Consider the following 23,836-nt stretch of genomic DNA (forward strand, 5'->3'; position numbering starts at 1 on the left):
CTATTTTTAAACTTGCATTTTAGTTTCTGGATGTAAAACTATTGCACATTCTTTTTGTTTAGATTTTATTCAATATATTTAAACAAAAAATGACTTATACCATTTCTGATCTTGAACAGCTCTCGGGCATTCATTCTCATACCATAAGGATATGGGAGCAAAGGTATAACGCATTAAAACCCATGCGCTCCCAAGGCAACACAAGGTTATATGATGATAGTCAGTTGGTTAAACTATTAAACATTGTGAGTTTAAATCAGTCTGGTTTAAAAATTTCAAAAATCTGCAGTTTATCAAATAAAGCTATTGAAGATCTTCTTGATCAAAAATTTGATCATCAAACTAATGATGAATTGGCTGAATTTTATGTTTCAAGGCTGATTAAATTTGGTTTAGAGTTTAACGATTTAGCATTTAATAATTTATTAAATGATTGTATAGAAATTCTTGGAGTTGACAAAACTTACCGTAGAGTAACATACCCTTTACTGGTTCGTTTAGGATTGATGTGGCGAAAAGATGATATTTGTCCTGCCCACGAACATTTCATGAGTAACATCATAAAGCAAAAACTTTTTTCGGAAATAAATAAACTTCCATCAACAAATGATAAATCAGATACATGGCTACTTTTTTTACCAGAAGATGAAGATCACGATATTGGCTTAATCTTCGCGTATTATATGCTTAAATTAAATCATCAAAATGTTATTTATCTTGGCAGTAAAGTTCCATTAAATTCTTTATCTGCAGTGTTATCAACTGTGCATATAGATCATGCTTTACTTTTTATGATCAAATCGCGATTAGAGGAAACAGCAAATAACTATATCATTCAATTATCAGAAACCTGTAATGCTGTTAAAATTCATCTGGCAGGAAATACCAATATGATTGAGAAACTTAAAAATATTAATCACATTAATTGGTTTAAATCGCTTGATGATTTTGAAAAATCAATCCAAATCCCTACCTAATATGAAAGAAATTTTCGATAAACTTTCTGCGACTTGCAGTAAGCTCACTACAACCAGCTACAGTACTAGTTTTTCTTTCGGCATATATTTCTTAGGAAAGGAATTACGCTTACCCATTTATGCAATATATGGCTTTGTACGCTTGGCGGATGAGATTGTGGATAGTTTTCACAATTTCGATAAAAAATATTTACTGGAAAAATTTAAACAGGATACATTCGAAGCGATTGATTTGGGCATTAGTTTAAATCCTGTAATCAATTCGTTCCAGAAGGTTGTTAATGAATATCAAGTAGATCATGAATTGATCCGTTTATTTCTTAAAAGCATGGAAATGGATCTTGATGATAAGCTATATACTCAAGATTTATACAATGAATACATTTTAGGTTCGGCAGAAGTTGTTGGCCTGATGTGCCTGAAGGTTTTCACCAACGGCGATGAAGTTGAATATAACCGACTTAAACCTTTCGCAATGAAGTTAGGATCTGCTTTCCAAAAGGTAAACTTCTTAAGAGATGTAAAGGCAGATCACCAGGCATTAAACAGAAATTATTTTCCAAATGTAAATTTGGCAGCTTTCTGCGATAATGAAAAGCGTATCATCGAACAAGAAATTGAAGCTGAGTTTAAAGATGCTTTAATCGGCATAAAAATGTTGCCTGTTAGCTCAAGAAACGGTGTTTATTTATCTTATATCTATTACAAAAAGTTATTTAACAAAATTAAGGGTTTAAGTGCAGAAAAAATTATGACTGAAAGGATAAGAATTCCTAATCACCATAAAATTGGTTTAATGTTCGATTCTATGATTCGACATAAATTAAACGTGATTTAAAATTTTATGGAAGAACACGTAATACTGGTAGATAAACACGATATGCCGCAAGGCAGAATGGAAAAGTTAGAAGCGCATCAAAAGGGTGAACTTCATAGGGCTTTTTCCATTTTTATTTTTAATGATAATCAGGAACTTTTACTTCAGCAACGGGCACAAAACAAATACCATTCCGGAGGTTTATGGACAAACAGTTGTTGCAGTCACCCACGTGAGGGAGAAAGCAATTTAAATGCTGCAGAAAGAAGATTACATGAAGAAATGGGAATGGCTTGCGAATTATCTTATGCGTTTAACTTTCTTTATAAAGTTGAATTTGAAGATGGGTTAATTGAGCATGAACTTGATCACGTATTTTTTGGAAAATCAAATGAGCAACCTGTAATTAATGCTGATGAGGTGATGGATTTTAGATACATCAGTCTGAACCTGCTGAAAAAAGATATAGAAGCTAATCCCAATAATTATACAATCTGGCTTAAAATCTGTTTAGATAAAGTAATTGCTCATATTGATATGAATATTAAATAAAAACGGGCATACAGCCTAAGCCATATACCCGTATCTAAATTAACGCTCTCGAGGACAAATATATGAGTAGTTTATAAATTTCCTAATAGTTTAACAATTCTTTTACTTTAAAATTATAGAGTAAAAATTATCTGATAGTTAATTGCTTAATTATCAAATCATTTATCCGAATAAATTTATTTTGGCGTGTATTTTTTTTGGCAAATAGTGCATACATAACATTGTCGCTTAGTTTTGCCTAATTCTTTTTTTGTAACCTGATGATCTTTAGTACATTTTTTTTGTTGATAAACCTCCCAATGTTTGCTTAGCGTATTTTCCTTTTTCCACTTTAAAAAATCAAAACTATAATGCTGAGCTTCTTTAATAATGGCCTTTAGTTTAGCAATTGGAATATCTTCAATTTTGCTAAGCGGATGAACTTTAGTTCGATAGAGTACTTCATTTTTAATAATGTTACCAACGCCTCCGAAAATATCCTGATCTAACAATGCATCACAAATATATGATGATGGTATTTCTTTTAATTTTTTGACTGCGAGTTTATTATCCCAATGTTCAGACATAATATCCGATCTCCAATCATAGTGATCATTAATATCGCCCTCTAACAAATCGACTTTGCAGGTGTAAAAATTTATCTGATCTTGCTTAAAAGTAAGGCCAAGTTTAACTGGAGTTTTTTTCGTTTCGTTTATTAAATATGTGCCAAAAAGCATGAAGTGGATACGAATGGTAAAATCATCAAAACAAATAAGGAAATGTTTACCCCAGCTTTTAAAGCTATTAATTTTTTGATGTAGAAGTCGTTCCTTATCAATAGTTGTTACGTTACCGGCAACTTCTAAAACTTTTGGTTTTCCTAAATGAAGATCTGCTATTAAATCTTTCAGAATAATAATTGATGGTCCTTCAGGCATCTTCAACTTTGCTAAATGAATAATGATCTTTAATAAACGTATTAAAATATTGGCCCTTAGATGTAGCTTCTGTTAACCCTTTAAATATCCTTTTAGGAACATTTTTATATTGATAAACCAAACCTGAAACAAAGGCTATTTTGAGTGATTTAGTGTCAGGATTGTAGCTATAATGATGGATAACCGATGAAAGCATAATGTTAATTAATAAAAAATTAAATCACCTAATTATCCTTAAGTTCAGATTCTTCTTTTGCTACTCTTATTTTCTCTTTCTTTAAATCAATTCTGATGATATTATATAAACTCATGTAAACATTTGCGATCCAAACAATTGCAAAGAATGCAATAATTGTTCCTCGCCAATCTGGATAAATAAGCGTGTAGTTCGTTATCAGTAGAATTAATATGGTAACGTAATGGCTAAAGCAATACTCACAGGTAAAAACGTAAAAGAATTTTCGTTTTATTAATTTATTGCAGTTCTTAGATCTATCGACACAAAATTCTCTCGCTTCCCTAAAAATTTCCTCTTTGGTAACCGTCCATGCAATACAAGCAACAGGAAGCGCCAATACAAAAATGTAATAGATGTGTAGTTCCATAGAAAACGAATTATTTTAATACAACTATTTAGTGCTTAAAAAGTTTAAATAATGAGAGAAACATTTTACTACCATATCTGTTAAGTAAATCAAAAACCATTATTATGGAAAGATCAGAAATTGTATCTCTACTCGAGATCATCAATCAGCAAGTAAATTCTCCAATTTTAGGTGGGATGGAAGAAGATTACGAAGAGTTGGAAAGTATGGGTTTGGTAAAAATAAATCGCGAATCGGTTCAGTGGGCAGCTGTGATGACGCCTGCTGGAAATGCATATTTGGGCCACGATTAAAGTTAACATTGCAGTCGATATCTTCGCTGCAATTATTAATATTATTCTTCTAAATTTGTGGCTGAGTTAGAAATTCATCCTAAAGATGATTTTCTTTCCTGCCTTATGAACAATATTCAACTTAGAACAGTTAACGTTACCCGATATGTTACGCCCTTGCGTGAGGGCGGTTCTATGCCTGCCATTGCCGAAGCTGATGATAATTTTTTATATGTATTAAAATTTCGTGGAGCAGGCCAGGGTACAAGAGCGCTAATAGCAGAGTTAATTGGAGGAGAGATTGCCAGACTACTAGGTTTAAAAGTGCCAGAATTGGTATTTGCCAATTTGGATGAAGCATTTGGTAGAACAGAACCCGATGAGGAAATTCAAGATTTGTTAAAAGCGAGTGTTGGATTAAATTTAGCACTTCATTATTTATCGGGAGCCATTACGTTTGATCCAACTGTAACTACTGTTGATGCTAAATTAGCATCGCAGATTGTTTGGTTAGATTGTTTCTTAACCAACATGGATCGCACCTGCCGAAATACCAATATGCTTATTTGGCATAAAGAACTTTGGCTTATAGATCATGGTGCATCATTATATTTTCATCATTCATGGCAAAATTGGGAAGAACAGGCTACCAGACCTTTTTTCCTGGTTAAGGATCATGTTTTATTACCTTGGGCATCCGAATTAGTGGAAGTAGATCAAGAATTTCGTTCCATCCTAAATGCAGAAAAAATTCAGGCAGTTATCAATTTAATACCTGATAATTGGCTTGAAGGGGAGACAAATTTTGAAAGTAAAGAAGCACACCGACAAGCGTATAACTTTTTTTTAGAGACGCGTTTAGCAAACTCTGATTCATTTTTAAAAGAAGCACAGCATGCAAGAGAGATTCTTATTTGAGTATGCTGTGATTCGCGTAATGCCTAGGGTAGAACGAGAGGAATTTATAAATGTTGGCATTATTCTTTTTTGTGCAAAAAAGAAATTTTTACAAAGCGTTTTTATTGTGGATGAAAATAAAATAAAAGCATTTTCCGGTAAAACCGATGTCGATGAAGTTCGTGCAAATCTTTCTGCGTTTGAGAGAATTAGCATAGGTGCTAAAAATTCTGGACCGATTGGCCAGTATGATCAAGCTTCGCGTTTTAGGTGGCTTACCGCCACCCGAAGCACTGTAGTTCAATGCTCAAAAGTACATCCAGGTTTTAGCCCCGATCCTTATGAAACAATGGTGAGGCTGCATCAAGAATTGGTTTTGTAGTTGTAAATTTCCTCAACAATTCGTCAATTAAACAATTAATACAATCCATCCTTGCCAAAAGAATATTTTAATAAACTTCAAGCGCTGTTAAATATTGAGCGTGAAGCAGATTTACAATCTTATTTAAAAATTACCGAGAATACATCTGCAGCTGATCGCCGTAATTTGGGATTAACTTGGTATCCGATTGCTATCCGAAATAATGAGATAGGCAGAGGCGATTATTTAACGGTTGAATTAGAACGTACCACTCATCAAGATTTTTCGCATCAATTCAGGTTTGGATCTGCTGTAGTTCTATTTTCCAATCACGATCCTAAAGTAGATAAACTGGAAGGAACAATTACCCACCAAACTGGTAGTAAAATGAAAATCAGTTTCAGGGTTGATGAATTACCTGATTGGACGAAAGATGGAAAGCTTGGTGTTGACTTACTTTTCGATAATAATAGTTATGATGAAATGCAAAATGCACTGAAACAAGCTATAAATATCGGAGAAAATAAAGAAAATCGACTCGTAAAAATATTGACTACAGGAGCAAAGCCATCGTTCCAAAATGAAGAAAAGTTTATTATTTCAGATCAGTTAAATGAATCGCAGCAACTGGCCGTGAATAAAATTATCACTGCTGATCATTTAGCAATTGTTCATGGTCCTCCGGGTACCGGAAAAACCACAACGCTGGTACAAGCCATCAAATCATTGATCAAACATAACAATCAAAAGATTTTAGTTGTTGCACCAAGTAATACTGCTGTTGATTTATTGACAGAAAAACTAGCTCATGAGGGCTTAAACGTGATTCGTGTAGGTAATCCGGCTAGAGTATCAGAACGTTTGCTGGCATCAACGTTAGATCATAAAATGGCTGATCACCCAGACATGAAGACCATTAAATCGCTTAAAAAACAAGCCAATGAATACAAGAATATGGCTCATAAATATAAGCGAAGTTTTGGAAAGGCGGAGCGGGATCAGCGTAAAGCTTTGTTTGATGAAGCACATAAAATTGGCAGAGAAGTAGAAAAAAATGAACAATACATTATCGATAATCTGTTTAGTAAAGCCCAAATTATAACCGCCACCTTAGTTGGAGCTAATCATTACACCGTTCGAAATTTAAAATATAATACAGTAGTTATTGATGAGGCCGGACAAGCCTTGGAACCAGCTTGCTGGATACCTATTCTAAAGGCACAAAAAGTAATTTTAGCAGGGGATCATTTTCAATTATCGCCTACGATAAAATCACATGAAGCCGGAAACAGTGGATTAAGTAAAACTTTACTAGAAAAATTAGTTGGCATTCATCCTGAAGCTGTTGTGCTTTTAAACGAGCAGTATCGGATGCATCAGCATATTATGAATTACTCGTCTAAAGTCTTTTATAATAACCAGCTAAAAGCACATCGTGTTGTAGCCAATCATTTACTTTTTGCAAATGACAAACCACTAACTTTTATTGATACTGCTGGTTGTAGTTTTGATGAGAAACTGGATGGCACAAGTACTACAAATCCTGATGAAGCGGCTTTTTTAGTAACTCATTTAACTGCTTTGGTAAAAGAAATAGAATCAAAAAATATTATCAACTTTCCATCAATAGCAATTATTTCCCCTTACAAACAACAGATTCAGTTCTTAAAAACATTGGTTGAAGAAAACGAAATGTTAATTACTCATCAAGATAAAATTGCTGTAAATACTATTGATAGTTTTCAAGGTCAGGAACGAGATATTGTTTACATCAGCTTAACGCGTAGTAATGCTCAAAACTCAATCGGATTTTTATCAGATACGAGAAGGATGAATGTAGCCATGACCAGAGCAAGGAAAAAATTAGTGATAATCGGTGACAGCGCCACACTTTCGAAATCTAAATTCTATGCAGATTTTATCGAATATGCAGAAAAATTAAATGCTTACCATAGTGCTTGGGAATTTATGAATGGCTAATAAGTTAAATTATCGAAGAAATCGTTACATTTGGTTAAGTCATCCCAGATTTATTTTATCGCTGTAAATTTGCTAAACTATCTAGGCAAAAAACTGTGTTATATATATCATTATAATTAATGATGATTTGACAATAACAATATTCAAATGAAAGCAGGAATTAGAGTTTTAATTGCAGATGATAGTGAATTGATGAGAATGGTGATGAAAGGGTTTTTTAAAAAACTGCTTGAATCGCCAAATATTTCGGAAACAACAAATTTTCCAGATACTTTTGAGTTGCTAAACCAAACTGAATTCGATTTATTGCTATTAGATATTAATATGCCAAGGGGAGATAGTAACCCCGAAACAGTTAAAAAAGTTCATACAATACAGCCAGAAATTAAGGTTTGCATGTTCACCGGCAATGACAAAGCTACATTGCAACAACAGTATCTTGAAGCCGGAGCTATTGGTTTCATCCAAAAAGGGGAAAACATGGGCATTGCAATTGAACAGATTTTAAAAGAAGTATTTGGCTAAACCTTTTCTAACTTTTTATCTTCCAACTTTCCGGAAATACTTGCACCAGCAATCAATAATTCATTGGTAATCATTTTGGTATATTCAGTTATTTCAAATTTAAAATCTTTAACTGACGATCCTGACCGGATTTCTTCCAATCGTTTCTCCCACTGTCCGGTTAATTCTGCCTGTGCAATTTGCTTATCCTTAACTACTTCGTAAACGGCCAAACCCTTAGTAGTTGGAAGAAGATTACGCTTTTCACGTGTAATATATTCTCTTGTTATTAAAGTTTCTATAATTGATGCACGGGTTGCTGGTGTTCCTAAACCGCTATCCTTCATGGCATAACGCAACTCTTCATCCTCAATCTCCTTGCCACAGGTTTCAAGCGCTTTTAAAAGTGATGCTTCATTATACATTGATTTTGGCTTGGTCTGTTTTTCCAGCAATGATTTTTCTACAATCGGAAGTTGCTCACCCACAGCAACTTTCGGTAATGCGGCATTATCTTCATCCTTCTTATCGTCTTCTGTTTCATTAAAAACAGAACGCCAGCCAGCAGAACGAATTACTGTTCCATTGGCAATGAAAGTAAGACCAGATTGAACAGTAATTTTAGTTATTTCCTTTAAACACTCCTGATGAAATGCTTCAATCATTCGTCCAACAACCATATCGTAAACCGCTTGCTTATCGCTACTTAAACCATATGCTTCCACACCGGTAGGTAAAACCGCATGGTGATCAGTTACTTTCTTTGCATTAACACTTCGTTTATTTAAACTTATCGTTTGAAGGTATTGTGCCTGTTTGCCAAAATCAGGATGATTACTAAATTTGGTTATCAATTCTGGCACTCCTGCAAAAACATCATCGCCAATATATCTCGATCCAGTACGTGGGTAAGAAACCAATTTACTCTCGTATAAATTTTGTAGAATATTCAAGGTTTGATCAGCGGTGTAGCCTTTCTTTTTGTTGGCTTCCTGTTGCAAACTACTTAAATCATGTAAAAGGGGCGGTGGTTCTTTCCTCGGTTTTGCCTCAACAACGGTAATATTTCCACCTGTTGAAAAACCTGAGGCGACATCTTCAACTAATGCAAAAAGTTTTTCAGCTTCCTCTTTATCTTTGTAATTCGATGTTGAAACGGCTTTGAAAGTTTGCTCATCTTTTATCAGTTGAATGCTGATTTGATAATAGGTTTGTGGAACAAAATTCTTGATTTCCAAAAAGCGGGCACAAATCATTGCAAGTGTTGGGGTTTGAACTCTTCCCAATGACAGTACGGTTCTATTTCCGGCAGAAATACTCAGGGCCTGTGTAGCATTCATGCCAACCAACCAATCTGATTCTGAGCGACAATGTGCTGAATTAAATAACGTATCGTAATCTGTACCCGGTTTCAGGTTTCTAAAACCATCTTTAATGGCTTCATCTGTTTGTGATGATATCCAAAGGCGTTTAAATGGCTTTTTACATTTTAAATAATAGTAAATGTATCTGAAAATTAATTCTCCTTCACGCCCGGCATCTGTTGCCACAATAATTTCGGTTGCTTCATCGAAAAGGCGTTTAATGGTATCCAACTGTTTACGAACCGCCGGATCTTCCACAAATCCATCCTTTGTTTTTATTTTTCTTACGGCTAACTTAAACTTGGCTGGCAACATGGGTAAATGTTGTTTCCTCCATCCAATAAAACCATAATCTTGTGGCGGTGCCAACTGAAGTAAATGTCCAAAAGCCCAGGTAAATGAATATCCTTTGCCTTCGATATATCCATCTTTCCTAGTAGTTGCACCGAAAACTTTAGCAAGTTCCCGACCAACAGAGGGCTTTTCTGCAATAACAATCTTCATGAATTGGGCTTATTTTTCAACCTCAAAGATGACTAAAATAATCGTTTAAAAACTAAAATTTTACTCACATGCTAATTGCTTGATGATTAAACATTTTCGACCTTAAGCTGTTTGAAATGCAATATTAGTAACAAAATAATGATACCAGAATCTTAATTTTGATGGAGAGAATTTATGAGCTAGAGCATTGTAAAATAAAAGTTGAACTTAATGATGGCATTATTAGGGTTTTTAGCAATGCTGAATTATGGCGTTTTTTAGATGGCAAGGCGAATGAAAGATTTAGATTGCTTGTGCAAACTATTAAGGCTGATTATAAAGATCAGTTCCAGAAAAACCTGCAGATTTCAGATAATTCCTTAATTGTCGAAATATTGGTCCACGTTTATTGTGATTATCTTGGACTTAAATTTAATAAATTCATCAAGCTTAAACCATTAAACAATTTTGTAAATAAGCTTTTAGAACGAGCTGAAGTTGTAGATTGCGGTGAGCAAGACAAAGATAGCAACCGTTGGGTCTGGGATTTTTTATCAGGTTTAGAATGGTTTTTTATCAAAATTTTACCTCGAAACCTGAATAATACTAATCTTAAAATTTATTAATCCATTTGTGCTGTAAATATTTTATTGTAATTCAAAGCTACGCTTGATGCCAAGGCTTCATTTAAAAATGATGAACGGTATTGTTGATCGGAATTATTTATAAACAAAAGAGTACGATCGGAAATGGCATCAATTACCTTGTTTGCCAATTTCGTTGGTACAGCAGGGCAGCCCTGACTTCTTCCCAATCTACCAAGCTGATTAATGGTTTCCTGACAAACATAATTGGCACCATGAACTACTATAGCTCTATCCCTTGCATTGCTGTTAAATCCCTGGTCCATTCCATCTAACTTTAACGATCTGCCGTGTTTCCCAAAATAAACTTCACCAGTAAGATAAAAACCTAAACTACTTTGATTTGAATTGTGAGTATTAGAAAAATAGGAGGGTTTATCACCGCCACTATTCTGACCATGAGCCACCCAGGTATTTAAAATTAATTCCTTTTTCTCCAGATCAATAATATATAAACGTTTTTTGGAACTTTCCTGATCGAAATCTGCAATGGTTAAAATAGATTTATCCTGCAATAAACCAGAATATTTCATGTTGTAATAACCCGTTAATGCTTTCTCAAAAACTTGCTCACTTAAGCCTGCTGAATCTAAATGAGCAGCTTGATATAAATTTAAAATGTATTGATTGTAAATACTATCTGCAGCTATATTAAGTAGCGCTTGTTGTTGTGTTTGTGGTTTCTCCACCGCTTTCCAACTGGTTCCGACAATGCTTATTAATGCTAGAACAATAGCAGCAATGCCCAAAATGTATTTATTCATACAAAAATGTTTGGTTTATACTACTATATACGATCAAACAAAAAAAATGTTGCCTGAAATTTAGTGTAGATTTAATAATACGTCTTGTTTTACTCAGAAATGACTTTGTAGATGATAATAGAGCTATCAAGAATGCTGATTTAGGAATTGAACATCTGAATTTGGTAACAAAAGGCAACTTAATGTGTTGTTATATAAATTATTACCTAATGAAAATACTACTTACTGGTGCTAATGGTTATATAGGTACAAGGTTGCTGCCATTGTTATTGGATGAAAGGCATCAGGTAGTTTGTATGGTTAGGGATAAACGCAGATTTGCAGCACAGTCTGATTTAACTGATCAAGTTCAAATCATTAGTGGCGATTTATTAAATGTTGATACGTTAACTGAAATTCCTAATGATATTGATGCAGCATATTATCTGGTTCACTCGATGTCATCCAGTGAAGAAGGGTTTTCTGATTTGGAAAAGAAATCATCAGAAAATTTTTCAAATGCTATAAAAAAAACGAACTGTAAGCAAATTATTTATCTAACTGGCATTGCCAATGATGAGCATTTATCCAAGCATTTAGGCTCACGCCTGGCTGTAGAAGAAGAATTAAAATCATCAGGTATCGCTTGTACAATTTTAAGAGCGGCTATAATTATTGGATCAGGCAGTGCGTCTTTTGAAATTATAAGAGATTTAACAGAAAAAATCCCGGTAATGGTGGCACCCAAATGGGTGAAAACTAAATGTCAGCCAATAGGAATTCGCGATGTGCTTGGCTATTTGATGGGTGTTTTACATAATGAAAAAGCCTTTAATGAAACATTTGATATTGGTGGACCAGATATATTAACTTACAGAGATATGTTGCTGGGATATGCCAATGAACGTGGTCTCAAAAGATGGATTATTACCGTTCCTGTTCTTACACCTAAATTATCATCACTTTGGCTAAACCTTATTACTCCGGTTCCATATTCATTAGCAAGAAGTTTGGTAGATAGTATGAAGAATGAGGTAGTTTGTAAAGATGATAGGATAAAAAATGTTGTACCCAGACAGTGTTTAACCTATTCGGAAGCTCTGCATTTGGCTTTTGAAAAAATAGACCAGAATTCTATTGTTTCAAGTTGGAAAGATGCTTTAAATAGGGGATATCTTCAAACTGATTTCATGGATCAAATAAAAGTGCCGCAAAACGGTACCCTCGAATACAAAGTGAAAATGCCATTTGATCGCAAAGCAGAAGAAGTTTTTGAAAATATTTGGAGTATTGGTGGGAGTAGAGGTTGGTATTTTATGGATTGGTTGTGGCAGCTTAGGGGTTTTTTAGATAAGATTTTCGGTGGCGTGGGCACTCGAAGAGGCAGAACAAGTAATGTAGATCTTCAGGCTGGTGATGTACTCGACTTTTGGCGGGTACTTTTAGCTGATCGTAAGAATAAAAGGTTATTGCTCTATGCTGAAATGAAAGTTCCGGGGGAAGCTTGGCTGGAATTGAAACTAATCGAATTTCATGGTCAGGCGTTTTTATCGCAGGTTGCTACTTTTAGACCAAGAGGTTTGTGGGGCCGCATGTATTGGTATGCCATGTGGCCTTTTCATATTGTATTATTTAAAGGGATGGCCAGAGAGATTACCACTTATCAGCCCAAAACATAAAGCAATTTTGTTATTTTTGCATTTCAAGTTTCGAAAATGCCAAATCAAGATAACGATTACTCCTTCTGGACAAAATACAAGCGCTTTGCCAGTACAGAAATATTAATGTACCTAATCATGATCATTGGTATTACTCTTGGAATTATTTTTTTAAGCTAAGCATCAGTTTTAGATGATCAGCCATATTGACATCGCTCATGAATTTAGAAAATAAAGCATATTTTTCAGCAGGAAAAGTTCCATCAATAATCTTGATTTTTCTGTGATAGATTAATTTTTTTCCATCAAGACTAACATTCGATTCATAAGTTCCAAAATCGCTCTCGAAACTCTTTTTCAGTGGTAAAATAAAATCAGTAGATATGTTATCTGGAAGAGAGTAAATTATGGTGTCTTCATCTGTATAACCTCTATTAATGTAAACAGGAAGTCTTCTTGCCTTAATCTCTGGGATGGATCGTGTAACATTAAAAGCATTCAATTGCAGGTACATTTTACCGTTATTAATGTTTGCATAATGACGCAGATTTACTTTAATATCTTCAATAACTTTTGGATTTTCGGTTTTCTGTTGTAAATAAGTAATGTTCTCAAAATCAATGTTATCAATATTATAAGAATTTTTAAGAAATTTTTGTTGCTCAATTAGCGATTTCCCTATTATTGATTCTGAATTATCATATTGTGATCCTGAAAAAACTGTATTCATATTGCCATTAGCCGTACCATCATCTTTAATGTTCAAACTAACTTTCCTCACCTGAAGATTATTTTGGGCAGTTAATTTAGGTGTTCGGAGCAATTTACCGCCTTCAGGTGTACAGGCAAAAACCAAACGATCATCCGTAAAATCGCCTAAATAACCAAAAGGAATTTTCTGATTGGTGCATTCCAACCATATCGTATCACCTTTTAATGGCAAACATAGAATAATGTGGTTGCCTTGAGCCAAATCTGCAAATTGAGGATCGACACTAACTTTTTCATTACCCGCTTCAACAATACAATAATAAGAATCAATATCTACTGCTTTTAATAAGCTTTGCATGTAATTTACCAGTGCTTTGCAATCGCCATAACCCAAACGATCTACTTCACTTGCTGCAATTGGCTGCATACCACCAATACCTATCTGAACGCTGATATATCGTGTTTTTTCCTGTAAATATTGATAAATTTTTCTGGCTTTATCTTTATCGGATTTTTCATTTTTAACTAAATCCTTTACCATTGAGATTGTTGTAGGAGCCAGCGTATTACGTTGTTTAATCAGATCGTTATAAACCCATTTACCCAGTTCTTCCCAATTTTGATAACTTCCCTTGTGATTATAATAAGTAAACTGTTTTGGGGCAATTTGAACACTTGTTCTGTATGTTTCTGGGTCAGGACTAAATGGTTCGGTTTTAACAGCCAGAATGTTGCTGGTTTTCCAAATCATCTTCTTCTGTTTATCGTCAATTGTTACTTCTGGTTCGCCAGTAAAATTGAGGGTTTTTATACGAACATCATCAGTTGGCTTCGAAATAAAGGTATACGAACTCCGCTCAACCGAAACATCATCACCAGGCTTTGGAATCCATCTTGGAATAATTAAGTTTTGCTTGTTCCTGATCTCATAATTATAAACGATGGTATATGGATATTGATTTATGTTCGGCAAATAATGCTTTACACGGCTATCAACAAACAACGAGAATCCATCGGCAACACTCATATCGCTAAAATCACTTTGCGAAAATTTACTAATGGGTTTGCCTACCGCGTTGTAAACTTCCCCTTTAATTGCTTTGATAGAAGTATTTTTATCGTAGTACAATACCAACCGGGCTTCGTCTTCACCATTCTCATTAAAAACAGTAATGGCTCTTTTAACGGTTACCATCACGTTTTCTGGCGCACGCATATCAACAACTGTTTCTTCGTTTCTAATGCAAGAGTTTGCTCTATTTCTTAACGCACCAGGTATTAAATCTACATCATAATTATCTTGAGCAAATGCTCCATTAAAAATTGCCAAGAGGCTAATAAGAACTAATGTGTATTTCATATTAGTCTGCTCTTTTTAATAGGTATTCTACCTTTTGATTCTGGATGATTTTACTGTAAAACTCCTTCAAAAAAGGATATTCTTCTGGTTGATAAACAGCATTATTAAACTGTAATATCTGACTTAATGAAAGAATATTTTCATCTAATTGTGTTTGTAGCAAATATTTACCACCACTGTTTGGTAAGGCAATAGCTAAATTCTTAGGCTTTTCTAATAAACTGTATTTATCTTTCAAATCAATGTTGATGATAATCCGTTCATCAGATGCTGCGCCTAAATCGACAGGATATGTTCTCACATTTAAGTTAAATGGATTTTTAGAAATTGCATTAATGAAAAACGGACTTAAGTAAAACTCTTTTTTATTGGAACCATCATTTACTGTAAATTCGATTTCATATTTTTCGGTAAGGGGATTATCTACGCTATCTAAATTATTAATTTCATGCTCCGAAATTTTAATTTTAACCAATCGATCATCTAATTTTTCTACATACTCATCAGGCGAGCTGTATTTTTTAATTTCTTTTCTCTTAGCATAAGCTGCATAGCCTTGAGATATAGTGGTTAACGTTCCAACTATTTTGCCATCATTGGTTAATTTTCCATTTAAAATATAATTGGTAACCGTTTTTTGGCTTGCTTTTAAATCTATCCAATAAGATGGTTTTTTAAGATTTATCACTCTACCTTGATCATTCATGCAGCGTAGAGGCAACAATCCAAATGGTAAAAGTGGTTCTGTGGCATCGAGCATGTAACTCTTGTCGCCAATATTTAATTTTGCCACAACATAATTGAAATCAGAAATTACCGGATATAGTTTGTTAATGATTCCATTTTCCCTTGTTGATAATATCACAGCTTCAGCATCGAGATTGGCAGCCGATAGTGCAGCAATTAAATTCAAGTTAAGATTAGCCACGTTTCCTGATCGGTTATCGAATGATTTTTTAATGTTATCTGCACAATAAATTCCATAATAATTATCCCACTTAATTTGCTTTTTGATATACTGGAAAATGACTTTCGCTTTCGTTAAGTCGTCCGGAGCATCCTTTACAATCGCCGGAACAATTTCTTTATAAAAATCTTTTCGTTTCATTTGAGATCCAAAAGATTTATCGCTGGTAAGCTCATAATCTACATCTTTCCATGTTTTAGTATATGATGTTTTAGCACCTGAAGGGTTGGTTACATCAGAAAGTTCAAAATATATGGCTGATTTAAAATTACTTGGAGCGGTCATATTATCTTCCTCAATAAATGCCGGAATATCTTTCATTAAGTAAGTAATTTTCGAGCAGTCGATATTTGCACCATTGAGTCTTAGGCATTCTCGAGCCAATTCTACCTTTTGATCAGTTAGTTTTTGATAACCACGCAGCGATACATTGTAATTATAAATACCAGGAATGTAAACTAAATACTCACTAATCACTTTTGGAATCTTCCACTGAAATTCCCATGTTTTAAAATTGAATAAATTGGGCGATTTTAATCTGTAGCTATATTCAATTATAGAACCTTCTTTCAAATTAGGCAGCGTAAATTTTAAAAGTTTGGTATATTTCGATCGGTTTTCGAAAAAAGTAGCCTTTTTATCCATTGGGGTTTCCACAAATCTTCCGTTAACATAGTTGAAAGTCGATGCCTTTAAATCGTTAATGGTTTCTTCCCTTGAATCATCTTTATATAATGGTACAATAACATTTGCGTTCTCAAAACCTTCTTTATTGTAGATCTTAATTTTTACATGATAATCAAAAAGTAATTCAAGTCTTCCGGTAGCATCATCAATTTCAACCCTTGCCGTTCCAAACTCTTTAAGTACAACTGCATTGGCATTGCTATCAAGCTTTTTTCTATCAAACTCATAATCATCATAAGTAATAGAGCCAAAGTCAAAATTCTGTGCAAAAACAGTGAGATAGGTAGAAGACAGCAGAAGAAAGAAAAATATTTTTTTCATGGAGTGCGTTGGTAAATATTGCAGCAATTTAAACCTAGCATTTAACATTTAGAAATAATTTGAAAATTAAATTTTGAATTTAATACGGGGTTTTACGAACAAATCAATCCTTTTTAGCACTTTTGAGTAAACATAAATTTTTTATACAGTGTAATCCTGTATTATTTTCTCATATCCAATAACATGAAATTAAATTTAAAACGTCCGTTAGCATTTTTCGATTTAGAAGCTACTGGTATAAATGTAGGTGCTGATAGAATAGTTGAAATAGCCATTTTAAAAGCTCATCCAGATGGTACAGAAGAAGTTAAAACCTGGCGTGTAAATCCTGAAATGCCAATTCCTTTGCAAACTTCATTAATTCATGGTATTTACGATGAAGATATTGCAAACGAACCAACCTTTAAAGCGCTGGCAAATGAAATTGCCGAGTTTTTAGGCGATAGTGATTTGGCAGGTTATAACTCCAATAAATTTGATATTCCAATGCTTTTAGAAGAGTTTTTAAGAGCCAATGTGGATTTTGATATGAACGGGCGCAAGTTTGTTGATGTACAAAATATTTTCCACCAAATGGAACAGCGTACATTAAAAGCGGCCTACAAATTCTATTGCCAGGAAGATTTAGTAAATGCACACGCAGCAGAGGCTGATGTTATTGCAACGTATAAAGTTTTGCTTGGTCAGCTGGAAATGTATAAGGAAAAAGAATTTGAAGACAAACAAGGCAACAAAAGTATACCTGTTGTTAATGATGTTGATGCTTTGCATATATTTACCAATATTCATAAACCTGTTGATTTTGCTGGCAGAATGGTTTACAATGATAAAAATGAGGTTTGTTTTAACTTCGGAAAGCATAAGGGAAAAACAACTGAACAAGTATTTTCTGTTGAACCAAGTTATTATGCATGGATGAAACAAGGAGATTTTCCACTTTATACTAAAAAGAAATTGGACGAAGAGTGGGCAAAGTTTAATGCGAAGAAAAACGAGAATCGTGTAGCAAAACCACAACCAAATGCAGCAGCACCAAAGCCTCAATATCAGCAGAAGCCTCAACAAAAGCCAGATAAACCTGCTCAACCAATTAATAATGATATGCTTGAACAGTTAAAGATGAAGTTTGGTAAATAATACAAAACGCTCAAATACAAATATGAAAGTATTCAAAATATTTTGCGTTCTGTTGTTTTCTGCAGTTTGCGTAGATGCACAAGTTCAACTCCCCATTGAACCTGTTTATCAAAACACTTATCAAAAGGGAACCAGAAGTGTATCTGGTAAACCTGGTAAAAATTATTGGCAAAATTCATCTAAGTACGATTTGAAGGTAGATTTTAATCCAGTTTCACGTTTACTAAAAGGTAAAGTTAATGTGGTTTATACCAATAATAGTCCTGATACACTAAAAGAAATTTGGTTTAAACTTTACCCAAATTTGTATAAAAAAGGTTCTGTAAGAAAATCAAAAATTTCAGAGTCTGATTTGGGCGAGGGAGTTAAAATTGAAAAACTGGTTGCGAGCGGTAAAGCTTTAAATGACTTTAAAATCGATGGAACAAATATGACAGTTGCCGTTCCTGCAGTATTACCTGGCAAAACAATCAATTTTTCGATCGATTATCACTATGTTTTAAACAAGGGTTCTCATGTGCGTACCGGTCAGGTTGATGAAGGCTCACACTTTGTAGCCTATTTTTTTCCTCGAATTGCAGTGTATGACGATGTTGATGGTTGGAATAAATTTCCGTACACAGGCGCAGAAGAGTTTTACAATGACTTTGATCAATTTGATGCAGAAATTACAGTTCCGGGCGGTCTTAGCGTTTGGGCAACTGGCGATTTAAAAAATACAAGCGATGTTTTCCAAAGGGAAATTGTAGAGCGTATCGTTCGGGCAGAAAAAAATGATGCGGTTGTAGATGTAATTACAGATCAGGATTTAGCAAGCAAGAAAGTAGTGAAACAAAATACTTTCAATACGTTTAAATTTGAGGCCAAGAATGTTACTGATTTTGTGTTTGCATTAAGTGATCACTATCTTTGGAAATCGACCAGTTTAGTTGTTGATCCAAAAACAAAAAGAAGAACGCGAGTTGATGCTGTTTTTAATCCTAAGCATAAAGATTATTATGAAGTGATTGATTTTGCCCGTAAAACAGTAGAATCAATGAGTTATAAATTTCCAAAATGGCCATTTCCTTACAGCCATGAAACAATTTTTGATGGTTTAGATCAAATGGAATATCCAATGATGGTTAATGATAATCCAGTCGATAATAGGGAAGACGCCATTACCTTAACTGATCATGAAATTTTTCATACGATGTTCCCATTTTATATGGGTATAAATGAAACTAAATACGGTTGGATGGACGAAGGCTGGGCTACAATAGGCGAGTGGCTAATTTCTCCAATGATAGATTCAAATATTGTAGATGAATATGGCATTCAGCCAACTGCTTCATCATCAGGAAGTAGAGATGATTCTCCAATTATGACCTTAACTCCGGATTTAAAAGGATCAGGAAGTTTTACCAATTCTTATCCAAAACCCGGATTAGCGTATTTGTATCTAAAGGATTATTTAGGCGAAGAATTATTTACAAAAGCACTGCATACCTACATCAAAAACTGGAATGGAAAGCACCCCATGCCTTACGATTTTTTTAATAGCATGAACGAAGGAAGCGGCAAAAATCTAAATTGGTTTTGGAAGCCATGGTTTTTTGAAGGTGGGGTTTTAGATATGGCCATTAAATCTGTCGACAAGACAAATAGCGGATATACCATAATAATCGAAAATAAAGGCAACAAAGCCTTGCCAATTGATTTAACATTGAGTTATAGCGATGGTTCAAAAGAAACAAATCACAATAGCATTGGTATCTGGGAGAGTGGAAGCAAGCAAGTTGAGGTTAAAATTCAGACTGCTAAAAAGCTAAATAAAGTGGTAATGGGAAGTAGCCATGTACCAGATAAAGTGAAAAGCGATAATACATTTTCTGCAAATTGATCAAAAAAAAAGAGGACTAAAGCCTCTTTTTTTATTTAATGTCTTCCATGTTTTAAATTGTGTCCTCTAGAAAATGATCTTGAAGGCCCACGTTTATCATGATGTTTGTAATTGATATTTTTTGATTTATAATATTTTTTTGGAGTTCCATATCTAACAGTATTGTACCCGCCTCCGTAAGATGAGCGATAGACATTTTTATGGTTAGAATATCTCACCCTATGCGTATTGTAACTGCGATAAGGATTGTTTCCATAAACCACAACCTTTCTACCATGGCTCAAATTATAACCTCTATATCTTACTGGCAAATGGCGAGACCTTGTCCAACGGTTTCCGTTTAAATAAACAAACTGCCTTTGCGGAACATAATAATAAGATTGAACTTCAGGTAAATAATAGTAATTAACGTTTTGGTAACCAACAGGAACCCAAGCCGGCTGCGCCCCAATGTTTACATTAAGGCTTACTTGAGCATTAGATTGATTAGATGTTAAAGCCACGATACCTACAATCGCGGAGATGATGAGTAACTTTTTCATAATCGGTTCATTTTTTTGTGTGGTAAAAATAATTCAAACGCTATGCCAAAATTTCTATTGTAACAGAGATATAAGAAAAGGGAATTCCTTTCGAAACTCCCTCTAATCACAGCTAAATATTTACTATCCGCGGCTTTTGCCGTTATTTCTATCAGGGCGATTATTTCCAGCCTTCATATTATTTCCACGATTATTGCTTTGGCCAGGTTTTGCTTGTTGATTTGGCCTGTTAACATTTCCTTGTTGGCGAGCTGGGCGATTGCTGTTTTGAGGACGAACAACCTGTATTACTCTGCTATTATTATTTTTCACATTGTAGTTCGGGTGTCCTTTAACCACATAATATTTACTATCGCGACTATCTTTGATTAGCGCCTGGCGGCCATTGTAGTTTTTAAATTTACTATACTTGGCTACATAAACGTTGTTTCGTAAATATGGTTTAGGTTCATTTACAACAACCTTATAGGCATTGTATAAATTGAAGTTTCTGTATTGACTTGGTAAGTTGTTTACCCAAACCCAACGACCGCCATTAGAATAAATATACTGACCAGATGGAACGTTATAATAAGCGTCGATATCTGGAAAATAATAATAGTCTACGTGATCGTAACCTGTTAGTCCCCAAACTGGCTGTTGACCAATGTTAATGTTCAAACTAACTTGTGCATTTGCACTGTTAATGCTGAATAATGAAACCGTCAGAATTGCAGCAAATAATACTAATTTTTTCATAACGTTTTTAAATTATAGGTTTCTTGTGTGTGTTAATTATTGAAATAGACAGAAGCATTACAGAGTAGTTTAAATGATGCAATCCGTTTTAACATTCTTTAACTATATTTGCCTGCACAATACATTTAAAGGCATCATTCTAATATGAGTTTAGGGACAACCGAAAACAATTACGAACTCGTTTCAGGACTGGAAATACATGTTCAGTTAAATACAAATACCAAAATATTCTCTGCTGATAGTGCATCTTTCGGGGCTTTACCTAATCAAAATATATCTACAGTTTCTCTTGCGTTGCCCGGAGCTTTGCCGAAATTGAACAAAGAAGTGGTAGCCAAAGCAATAAGAATTGGCCTTGCTTTAAACTGTACCATCAATCAAATCAACCATTTCGATAGAAAAAATTATTTCTATGCCGATTTACCAAAGGGATATCAAATTACACAAGATAATCAACCGATTTGTGTGAATGGTTTTTTGGATGTGGAATTAGCTGATGGTTCCATCAAGAAAATAGGAATTAATAGAATTCACTTGGAAGAAGATGCCGGCAAGAGTATTCACGATCAGGATGATAATTACTCATTGGTTGATTTAAATCGTGCTGGTGTACCTTTGATTGAAATTGTTACCGAACCTGATATTCGCAGTGCTGAAGAAGCATCAGCGCTATTAAGTGAAATAAGAAAGCTCGTTCGCCACTTAAACGTAAGCGATGGCAATATGGAAGAGGGGAGTTTGCGTTGCGATGCAAATATTTCCATCCGTGAAAATGGTTCAGCAGAATTTGGCACTCGTTGCGAAGTCAAAAACCTAAACTCGATGCGTAACGTACGTAGAGCGATGGATTTTGAATTTGGCAGACAAGTGGAGGTGATTTCAAATGGTGGAATAATTATCCAAAGTACTTTGAATTTTGATGCTGATAAAGGCACAACATCGCCAATGCGAACTAAAGAAGAGGCGAACGATTACCGTTATTTCTCTGATCCAGATTTACAGCCCATTTTTATTTCTGATGATTGGTTGGCCGAAATTAAATCGGCAATGTCTGCTTTACCAAATGAAATTTCGAAACAAATGGTTATTGAATTCGGTATCAGCAAAGCAGACGCAACTTTATTTGCCGAAGATATAGATCTACTTACTTATTTCAATCAAGCATTGCCAATTGTAAACACTAAAAAAACATTAATCAATTGGTTAATCGGTCCGATTAGGGCTATTTTAAGCGAAAAGGGAATAGCAATTAGTGATTATAATGTTAAACCAGAACAGCTGGGCGCTGCAATAAATATGGTTGATGATAAGAAACTTACACAACAAATTGCCATTCAACAGTTATTACCAGCTATCGAAGAAAATGAAAATGTTGATGTTGCAGCTTTAGCAGAATCATTAAACTTACTGATTTCTGAAAATAGCGATGAATTAAGTGGTTTTATCGATGAAGTACTGAATAAATATCCACAGCAGGTTGATGCGTATAAAAAAGGTAAAAAGGGCGTTTTAGGTTTGTTTGTTGGCGATGTAATGAAGTTGGCCAAAGGCAAAGCAGATGCTAAAAAATTAAATGAATTGATACTTGAAAAATTAAAATAATGAGATTAAAAACCTTAAGCCTTATCGTATTAATTGCGATTGCTTTTACAGCTTGTAAACCAAAAGATAGTTTTACAATTGATGGAACTTTCCAAAATCCCGGAACGGAAAAGAAAGTTTACTTATATGGAATGCAAAGCAGCCAAATGGTGGCCATCGATTCTACTAATCTATCAGAAAAGGGTGAATTTAAATTTATCCGCAAAACGCCGTCAGTTGATTTTTTCCGTGTTTCTATTGGCAACCATGAGTTTATGTTAATTGCCAAAAATGGCGATGAAATTAAGTTAGAAGCCGATTTAACTAATAAAACAATGGCTTACAAAATCTCTGGCGCCAATGAAGTAGAAAAATTATCAGAACTGAATACCATTAGAAATAATTTTGCTAAACAAGCTGAGAAGTTACAAGCTGATTTTGAGGCTAAAGTGGCTACGCAACCACAAAATAGAGCAACCATTTTAGAGGAAATGAAGCCTCGATATGAATCTTATATCAAACAATTGAATACTCAAATCTTAAAATTTGCTGCAGATAACAAAGGAACTTTAGCTAGTTTTTACGCGATGAATACTTTGAGTCCGCAAGAGTTTGAAGCTGAAATGGTAAAATTTGCTGATGAGGTGAAAGACGAGATTAAAGGGAACGCAACTGTTGATACTTTTGTTAAGCAAATGACTTTATTAAAAACCGTTCAGGTTGGTCAGGTTGCACCGGCATTTACTTTAAATACAGCTGATGGAAAACCTGTAAGCTTAGCAGATTACAAAGGAAAATATGTATTGGTTGATTTTTGGGCATCATGGTGCCAACCTTGCCGCCAGGAAAATCCAAATGTTGTTAAGGTTTACAATAAATACAAAGCTAAAAATTTCGACATTTTAGGTATTTCTTTAGATACAGACAAAGCAGCCTGGTTAGGCGCAATCAAAGCAGATGGTTTAATGTGGACCCATGTTTCAGAATTGAAAGATTTCAATGGAGAAACGGTTAAAAAATATCAGGTTCAGGCTATTCCAACCTCATACATTATAGATACTACTGGAAAAATTGCGGCTAAAAACCTTAGAGGCGATGAACTGGATGCATTTTTAGCAAAAACGTTACGTTAA

23 protein-coding genes are annotated in these 23,836 nt (G+C 34.4%); 14 read left to right on the forward strand and 9 right to left on the reverse strand.

Annotated elements, in window-relative coordinates:
- Positions 1-89 precede the first annotated feature (89 nt).
- The 3 genes from LUA91_RS02280 to idi are packed head-to-tail and all read left to right on the forward strand — an operon-like array spanning position 90 to position 2,346.
- Entirely contained in the window at positions 90-977 is an 888-nt protein-coding gene (locus tag LUA91_RS02280; protein ID WP_231424331.1) for a MerR family transcriptional regulator, read from the forward strand.
- A gap of 1 nt (position 978) precedes the next feature.
- Positions 979-1,815 carry a squalene/phytoene synthase family protein gene (locus tag LUA91_RS02285; protein ID WP_231424332.1) on the forward strand — a complete coding sequence of 279 codons (837 nt, stop codon included), beginning with the start codon at positions 979-981 and terminating at the stop codon, positions 1,813-1,815.
- 6 nt (positions 1,816-1,821) lie between these two features.
- Positions 1,822-2,346 (forward strand): isopentenyl-diphosphate Delta-isomerase, encoded by a 525-nt coding sequence (gene idi / locus LUA91_RS02290; RefSeq protein WP_231424333.1) that lies wholly within the window; start codon positions 1,822-1,824, stop codon positions 2,344-2,346.
- Positions 2,347-2,522: 176 nt separating this feature from the next.
- Here the strand turns inward: idi and LUA91_RS02295 are convergent, their stop codons facing one another.
- Genes LUA91_RS02295 through LUA91_RS02305 form a run of 3 tightly spaced genes read right to left on the reverse strand, consistent with a single transcriptional unit; the run spans position 2,523 to position 3,871 of the window.
- Entirely contained in the window at positions 2,523-3,266 is a 744-nt protein-coding gene (locus LUA91_RS02295) for a DNA-formamidopyrimidine glycosylase family protein (protein WP_231424334.1), read from the reverse strand.
- Entirely contained in the window at positions 3,259-3,462 is a 204-nt protein-coding gene (locus tag LUA91_RS02300; protein ID WP_231424335.1) for a KTSC domain-containing protein, read from the reverse strand. Before LUA91_RS02300 ends, LUA91_RS02295 begins: the two co-directional genes overlap by 8 nt.
- 28 nt (positions 3,463-3,490) lie before the next feature.
- Positions 3,491-3,871: a hypothetical protein gene (locus LUA91_RS02305; protein ID WP_231424336.1), complete on the reverse strand. Its 381-nt coding sequence runs from the start codon at positions 3,869-3,871 to the stop codon at positions 3,491-3,493.
- A 104-nt stretch (positions 3,872-3,975) separates the two neighbouring features.
- On the opposite strand from LUA91_RS02305, the gene LUA91_RS02310 reads away from it, so the two are divergent.
- The 5 genes from LUA91_RS02310 to LUA91_RS02330 all read left to right on the forward strand — a co-directional run bounded on the left by LUA91_RS02310 (position 3,976) and on the right by LUA91_RS02330 (position 7,906).
- Positions 3,976-4,164 (forward strand): hypothetical protein, encoded by a 189-nt coding sequence (locus LUA91_RS02310; RefSeq protein WP_231424337.1) that lies wholly within the window; start codon positions 3,976-3,978, stop codon positions 4,162-4,164.
- A gap of 105 nt (positions 4,165-4,269) precedes the next feature.
- A complete protein-coding gene (locus tag LUA91_RS02315; RefSeq protein WP_231424559.1) occupies positions 4,270-5,061 on the forward strand; it encodes a HipA family kinase in 792 nt (263 codons plus the stop codon).
- Positions 5,039-5,422, forward strand: coding sequence for a DUF3037 domain-containing protein (locus LUA91_RS02320; RefSeq protein WP_231424338.1), 384 nt, complete (start codon positions 5,039-5,041; stop codon positions 5,420-5,422). Before LUA91_RS02315 ends, LUA91_RS02320 begins: the two co-directional genes overlap by 23 nt.
- 51 nt (positions 5,423-5,473) lie before the next feature.
- Positions 5,474-7,381, forward strand: coding sequence for an AAA domain-containing protein (locus LUA91_RS02325; protein ID WP_231424339.1), 1,908 nt, complete (start codon positions 5,474-5,476; stop codon positions 7,379-7,381).
- 147 nt (positions 7,382-7,528) lie between these two features.
- Entirely contained in the window at positions 7,529-7,906 is a 378-nt protein-coding gene (locus tag LUA91_RS02330) for a response regulator (RefSeq protein ID WP_231424340.1), read from the forward strand.
- Here the strand turns inward: LUA91_RS02330 and LUA91_RS02335 are convergent.
- On the reverse strand, positions 7,903-9,753 hold the full coding sequence (locus tag LUA91_RS02335) for a DNA topoisomerase 3 (protein ID WP_231424341.1): 1,851 nt from the start codon (positions 9,751-9,753) through the stop codon (positions 7,903-7,905). The genes LUA91_RS02330 and LUA91_RS02335 overlap by 4 nt on opposite strands.
- A gap of 161 nt (positions 9,754-9,914) precedes the next feature.
- On the opposite strand from LUA91_RS02335, the gene LUA91_RS02340 reads away from it, so the two are divergent.
- The gene (locus LUA91_RS02340; protein ID WP_231424342.1) at positions 9,915-10,358 is read left to right on the forward strand and encodes a hypothetical protein; all 444 of its coding nucleotides are present in this window, start codon (positions 9,915-9,917) and stop codon (positions 10,356-10,358) included.
- Here the strand turns inward: LUA91_RS02340 and LUA91_RS02345 are convergent.
- Entirely contained in the window at positions 10,355-11,140 is a 786-nt protein-coding gene (locus LUA91_RS02345; protein ID WP_231424343.1) for a murein L,D-transpeptidase catalytic domain family protein, read from the reverse strand. The two genes, LUA91_RS02340 and LUA91_RS02345, sit on opposite strands and share 4 nt — an antisense overlap.
- 209 nt (positions 11,141-11,349) lie before the next feature.
- Between LUA91_RS02345 and LUA91_RS02350 the strand changes: the two genes are divergently transcribed.
- Positions 11,350-12,798, forward strand: a complete 1,449-nt coding sequence (locus tag LUA91_RS02350) for an SDR family oxidoreductase (RefSeq protein WP_231424344.1) — start codon at positions 11,350-11,352, stop codon at positions 12,796-12,798.
- A gap of 142 nt (positions 12,799-12,940) precedes the next feature.
- On the opposite strand, the gene LUA91_RS02355 is transcribed toward LUA91_RS02350, so the two are convergent.
- Both LUA91_RS02355 and LUA91_RS02360 read right to left on the reverse strand, forming a co-directional pair.
- Positions 12,941-14,848 (reverse strand): DUF3857 domain-containing transglutaminase family protein, encoded by a 1,908-nt coding sequence (locus LUA91_RS02355; protein ID WP_231424345.1) that lies wholly within the window; start codon positions 14,846-14,848, stop codon positions 12,941-12,943.
- Position 14,849: 1 nt separating this feature from the next.
- Entirely contained in the window at positions 14,850-16,823 is a 1,974-nt protein-coding gene (locus LUA91_RS02360) for a DUF3857 domain-containing protein (protein ID WP_231424346.1), read from the reverse strand.
- Positions 16,824-17,006: 183 nt separating this feature from the next.
- Here LUA91_RS02360 and LUA91_RS02365 point away from each other — a divergent pair, with 183 nt between their 5' ends.
- Both LUA91_RS02365 and LUA91_RS02370 read left to right on the forward strand, forming a co-directional pair.
- Positions 17,007-17,960, forward strand: coding sequence for a 3'-5' exonuclease (locus tag LUA91_RS02365; RefSeq protein WP_231424347.1), 954 nt, complete (start codon positions 17,007-17,009; stop codon positions 17,958-17,960).
- A 22-nt stretch (positions 17,961-17,982) separates the two neighbouring features.
- Positions 17,983-19,842 carry a M1 family metallopeptidase gene (locus LUA91_RS02370; protein WP_231424348.1) on the forward strand — a complete coding sequence of 620 codons (1,860 nt, stop codon included), beginning with the start codon at positions 17,983-17,985 and terminating at the stop codon, positions 19,840-19,842.
- A gap of 35 nt (positions 19,843-19,877) precedes the next feature.
- Here LUA91_RS02370 and LUA91_RS02375 read toward each other — a convergent pair whose 3' ends face one another.
- Both LUA91_RS02375 and LUA91_RS02380 read right to left on the reverse strand, forming a co-directional pair.
- Positions 19,878-20,384, reverse strand: a complete 507-nt coding sequence (locus LUA91_RS02375; protein ID WP_231424349.1) for a hypothetical protein — start codon at positions 20,382-20,384, stop codon at positions 19,878-19,880.
- Between the two features lie 123 nt (positions 20,385-20,507).
- Positions 20,508-21,122, reverse strand: a complete 615-nt coding sequence (locus tag LUA91_RS02380) for a hypothetical protein (RefSeq protein WP_231424350.1) — start codon at positions 21,120-21,122, stop codon at positions 20,508-20,510.
- 144 nt (positions 21,123-21,266) lie between these two features.
- On the opposite strand from LUA91_RS02380, the gene gatB reads away from it, so the two are divergent.
- Entirely contained in the window at positions 21,267-22,724 is a 1,458-nt protein-coding gene (gatB, locus tag LUA91_RS02385) for an Asp-tRNA(Asn)/Glu-tRNA(Gln) amidotransferase subunit GatB (protein WP_231424351.1), read from the forward strand.
- Positions 22,724-23,836 (forward strand): TlpA disulfide reductase family protein, encoded by a 1,113-nt coding sequence (locus tag LUA91_RS02390; RefSeq protein WP_231424352.1) that lies wholly within the window; start codon positions 22,724-22,726, stop codon positions 23,834-23,836. Before gatB ends, LUA91_RS02390 begins: the two co-directional genes overlap by 1 nt.

Origin of the sequence: Pedobacter sp. Leaf250 (assembly GCF_920984735.1) — a bacterium.
GTDB lineage: Bacteria > Bacteroidota > Bacteroidia > Sphingobacteriales > Sphingobacteriaceae > Pedobacter.

Coding starts and splice junctions, on each gene's coding strand:
- LUA91_RS02335 (WP_231424341.1), bottom strand. CDS start 9,753: ATGAAGATTGTTATTGCAGAAAAGCCCTCTGTTGGTCGGGAACTTGCT.
- LUA91_RS02360 (WP_231424346.1), bottom strand. CDS start 16,823: ATGAAAAAAATATTTTTCTTTCTTCTGCTGTCTTCTACCTATCTCACT.
- LUA91_RS02365 (WP_231424347.1), top strand. CDS start 17,007: ATGAAATTAAATTTAAAACGTCCGTTAGCATTTTTCGATTTAGAAGCT.
- gatB (WP_231424351.1), top strand. CDS start 21,267: ATGAGTTTAGGGACAACCGAAAACAATTACGAACTCGTTTCAGGACTG.
- LUA91_RS02390 (WP_231424352.1), top strand. CDS start 22,724: ATGAGATTAAAAACCTTAAGCCTTATCGTATTAATTGCGATTGCTTTT.
- LUA91_RS02315 (WP_231424559.1), top strand. CDS start 4,270: ATGAACAATATTCAACTTAGAACAGTTAACGTTACCCGATATGTTACG.
- LUA91_RS02305 (WP_231424336.1), bottom strand. CDS start 3,871: ATGGAACTACACATCTATTACATTTTTGTATTGGCGCTTCCTGTTGCT.
- LUA91_RS02370 (WP_231424348.1), top strand. CDS start 17,983: ATGAAAGTATTCAAAATATTTTGCGTTCTGTTGTTTTCTGCAGTTTGC.
- LUA91_RS02355 (WP_231424345.1), bottom strand. CDS start 14,848: ATGAAATACACATTAGTTCTTATTAGCCTCTTGGCAATTTTTAATGGA.
- LUA91_RS02300 (WP_231424335.1), bottom strand. CDS start 3,462: ATGCTTTCATCGGTTATCCATCATTATAGCTACAATCCTGACACTAAA.
- LUA91_RS02310 (WP_231424337.1), top strand. CDS start 3,976: ATGGAAAGATCAGAAATTGTATCTCTACTCGAGATCATCAATCAGCAA.
- LUA91_RS02285 (WP_231424332.1), top strand. CDS start 979: ATGAAAGAAATTTTCGATAAACTTTCTGCGACTTGCAGTAAGCTCACT.
- LUA91_RS02320 (WP_231424338.1), top strand. CDS start 5,039: ATGCAAGAGAGATTCTTATTTGAGTATGCTGTGATTCGCGTAATGCCT.
- LUA91_RS02375 (WP_231424349.1), bottom strand. CDS start 20,384: ATGAAAAAGTTACTCATCATCTCCGCGATTGTAGGTATCGTGGCTTTA.
- LUA91_RS02350 (WP_231424344.1), top strand. CDS start 11,350: ATGAAAATACTACTTACTGGTGCTAATGGTTATATAGGTACAAGGTTG.
- idi (WP_231424333.1), top strand. CDS start 1,822: ATGGAAGAACACGTAATACTGGTAGATAAACACGATATGCCGCAAGGC.
- LUA91_RS02340 (WP_231424342.1), top strand. CDS start 9,915: ATGGAGAGAATTTATGAGCTAGAGCATTGTAAAATAAAAGTTGAACTT.
- LUA91_RS02380 (WP_231424350.1), bottom strand. CDS start 21,122: ATGAAAAAATTAGTATTATTTGCTGCAATTCTGACGGTTTCATTATTC.
- LUA91_RS02330 (WP_231424340.1), top strand. CDS start 7,529: ATGAAAGCAGGAATTAGAGTTTTAATTGCAGATGATAGTGAATTGATG.
- LUA91_RS02280 (WP_231424331.1), top strand. CDS start 90: ATGACTTATACCATTTCTGATCTTGAACAGCTCTCGGGCATTCATTCT.
- LUA91_RS02295 (WP_231424334.1), bottom strand. CDS start 3,266: ATGCCTGAAGGACCATCAATTATTATTCTGAAAGATTTAATAGCAGAT.
- LUA91_RS02345 (WP_231424343.1), bottom strand. CDS start 11,140: ATGAATAAATACATTTTGGGCATTGCTGCTATTGTTCTAGCATTAATA.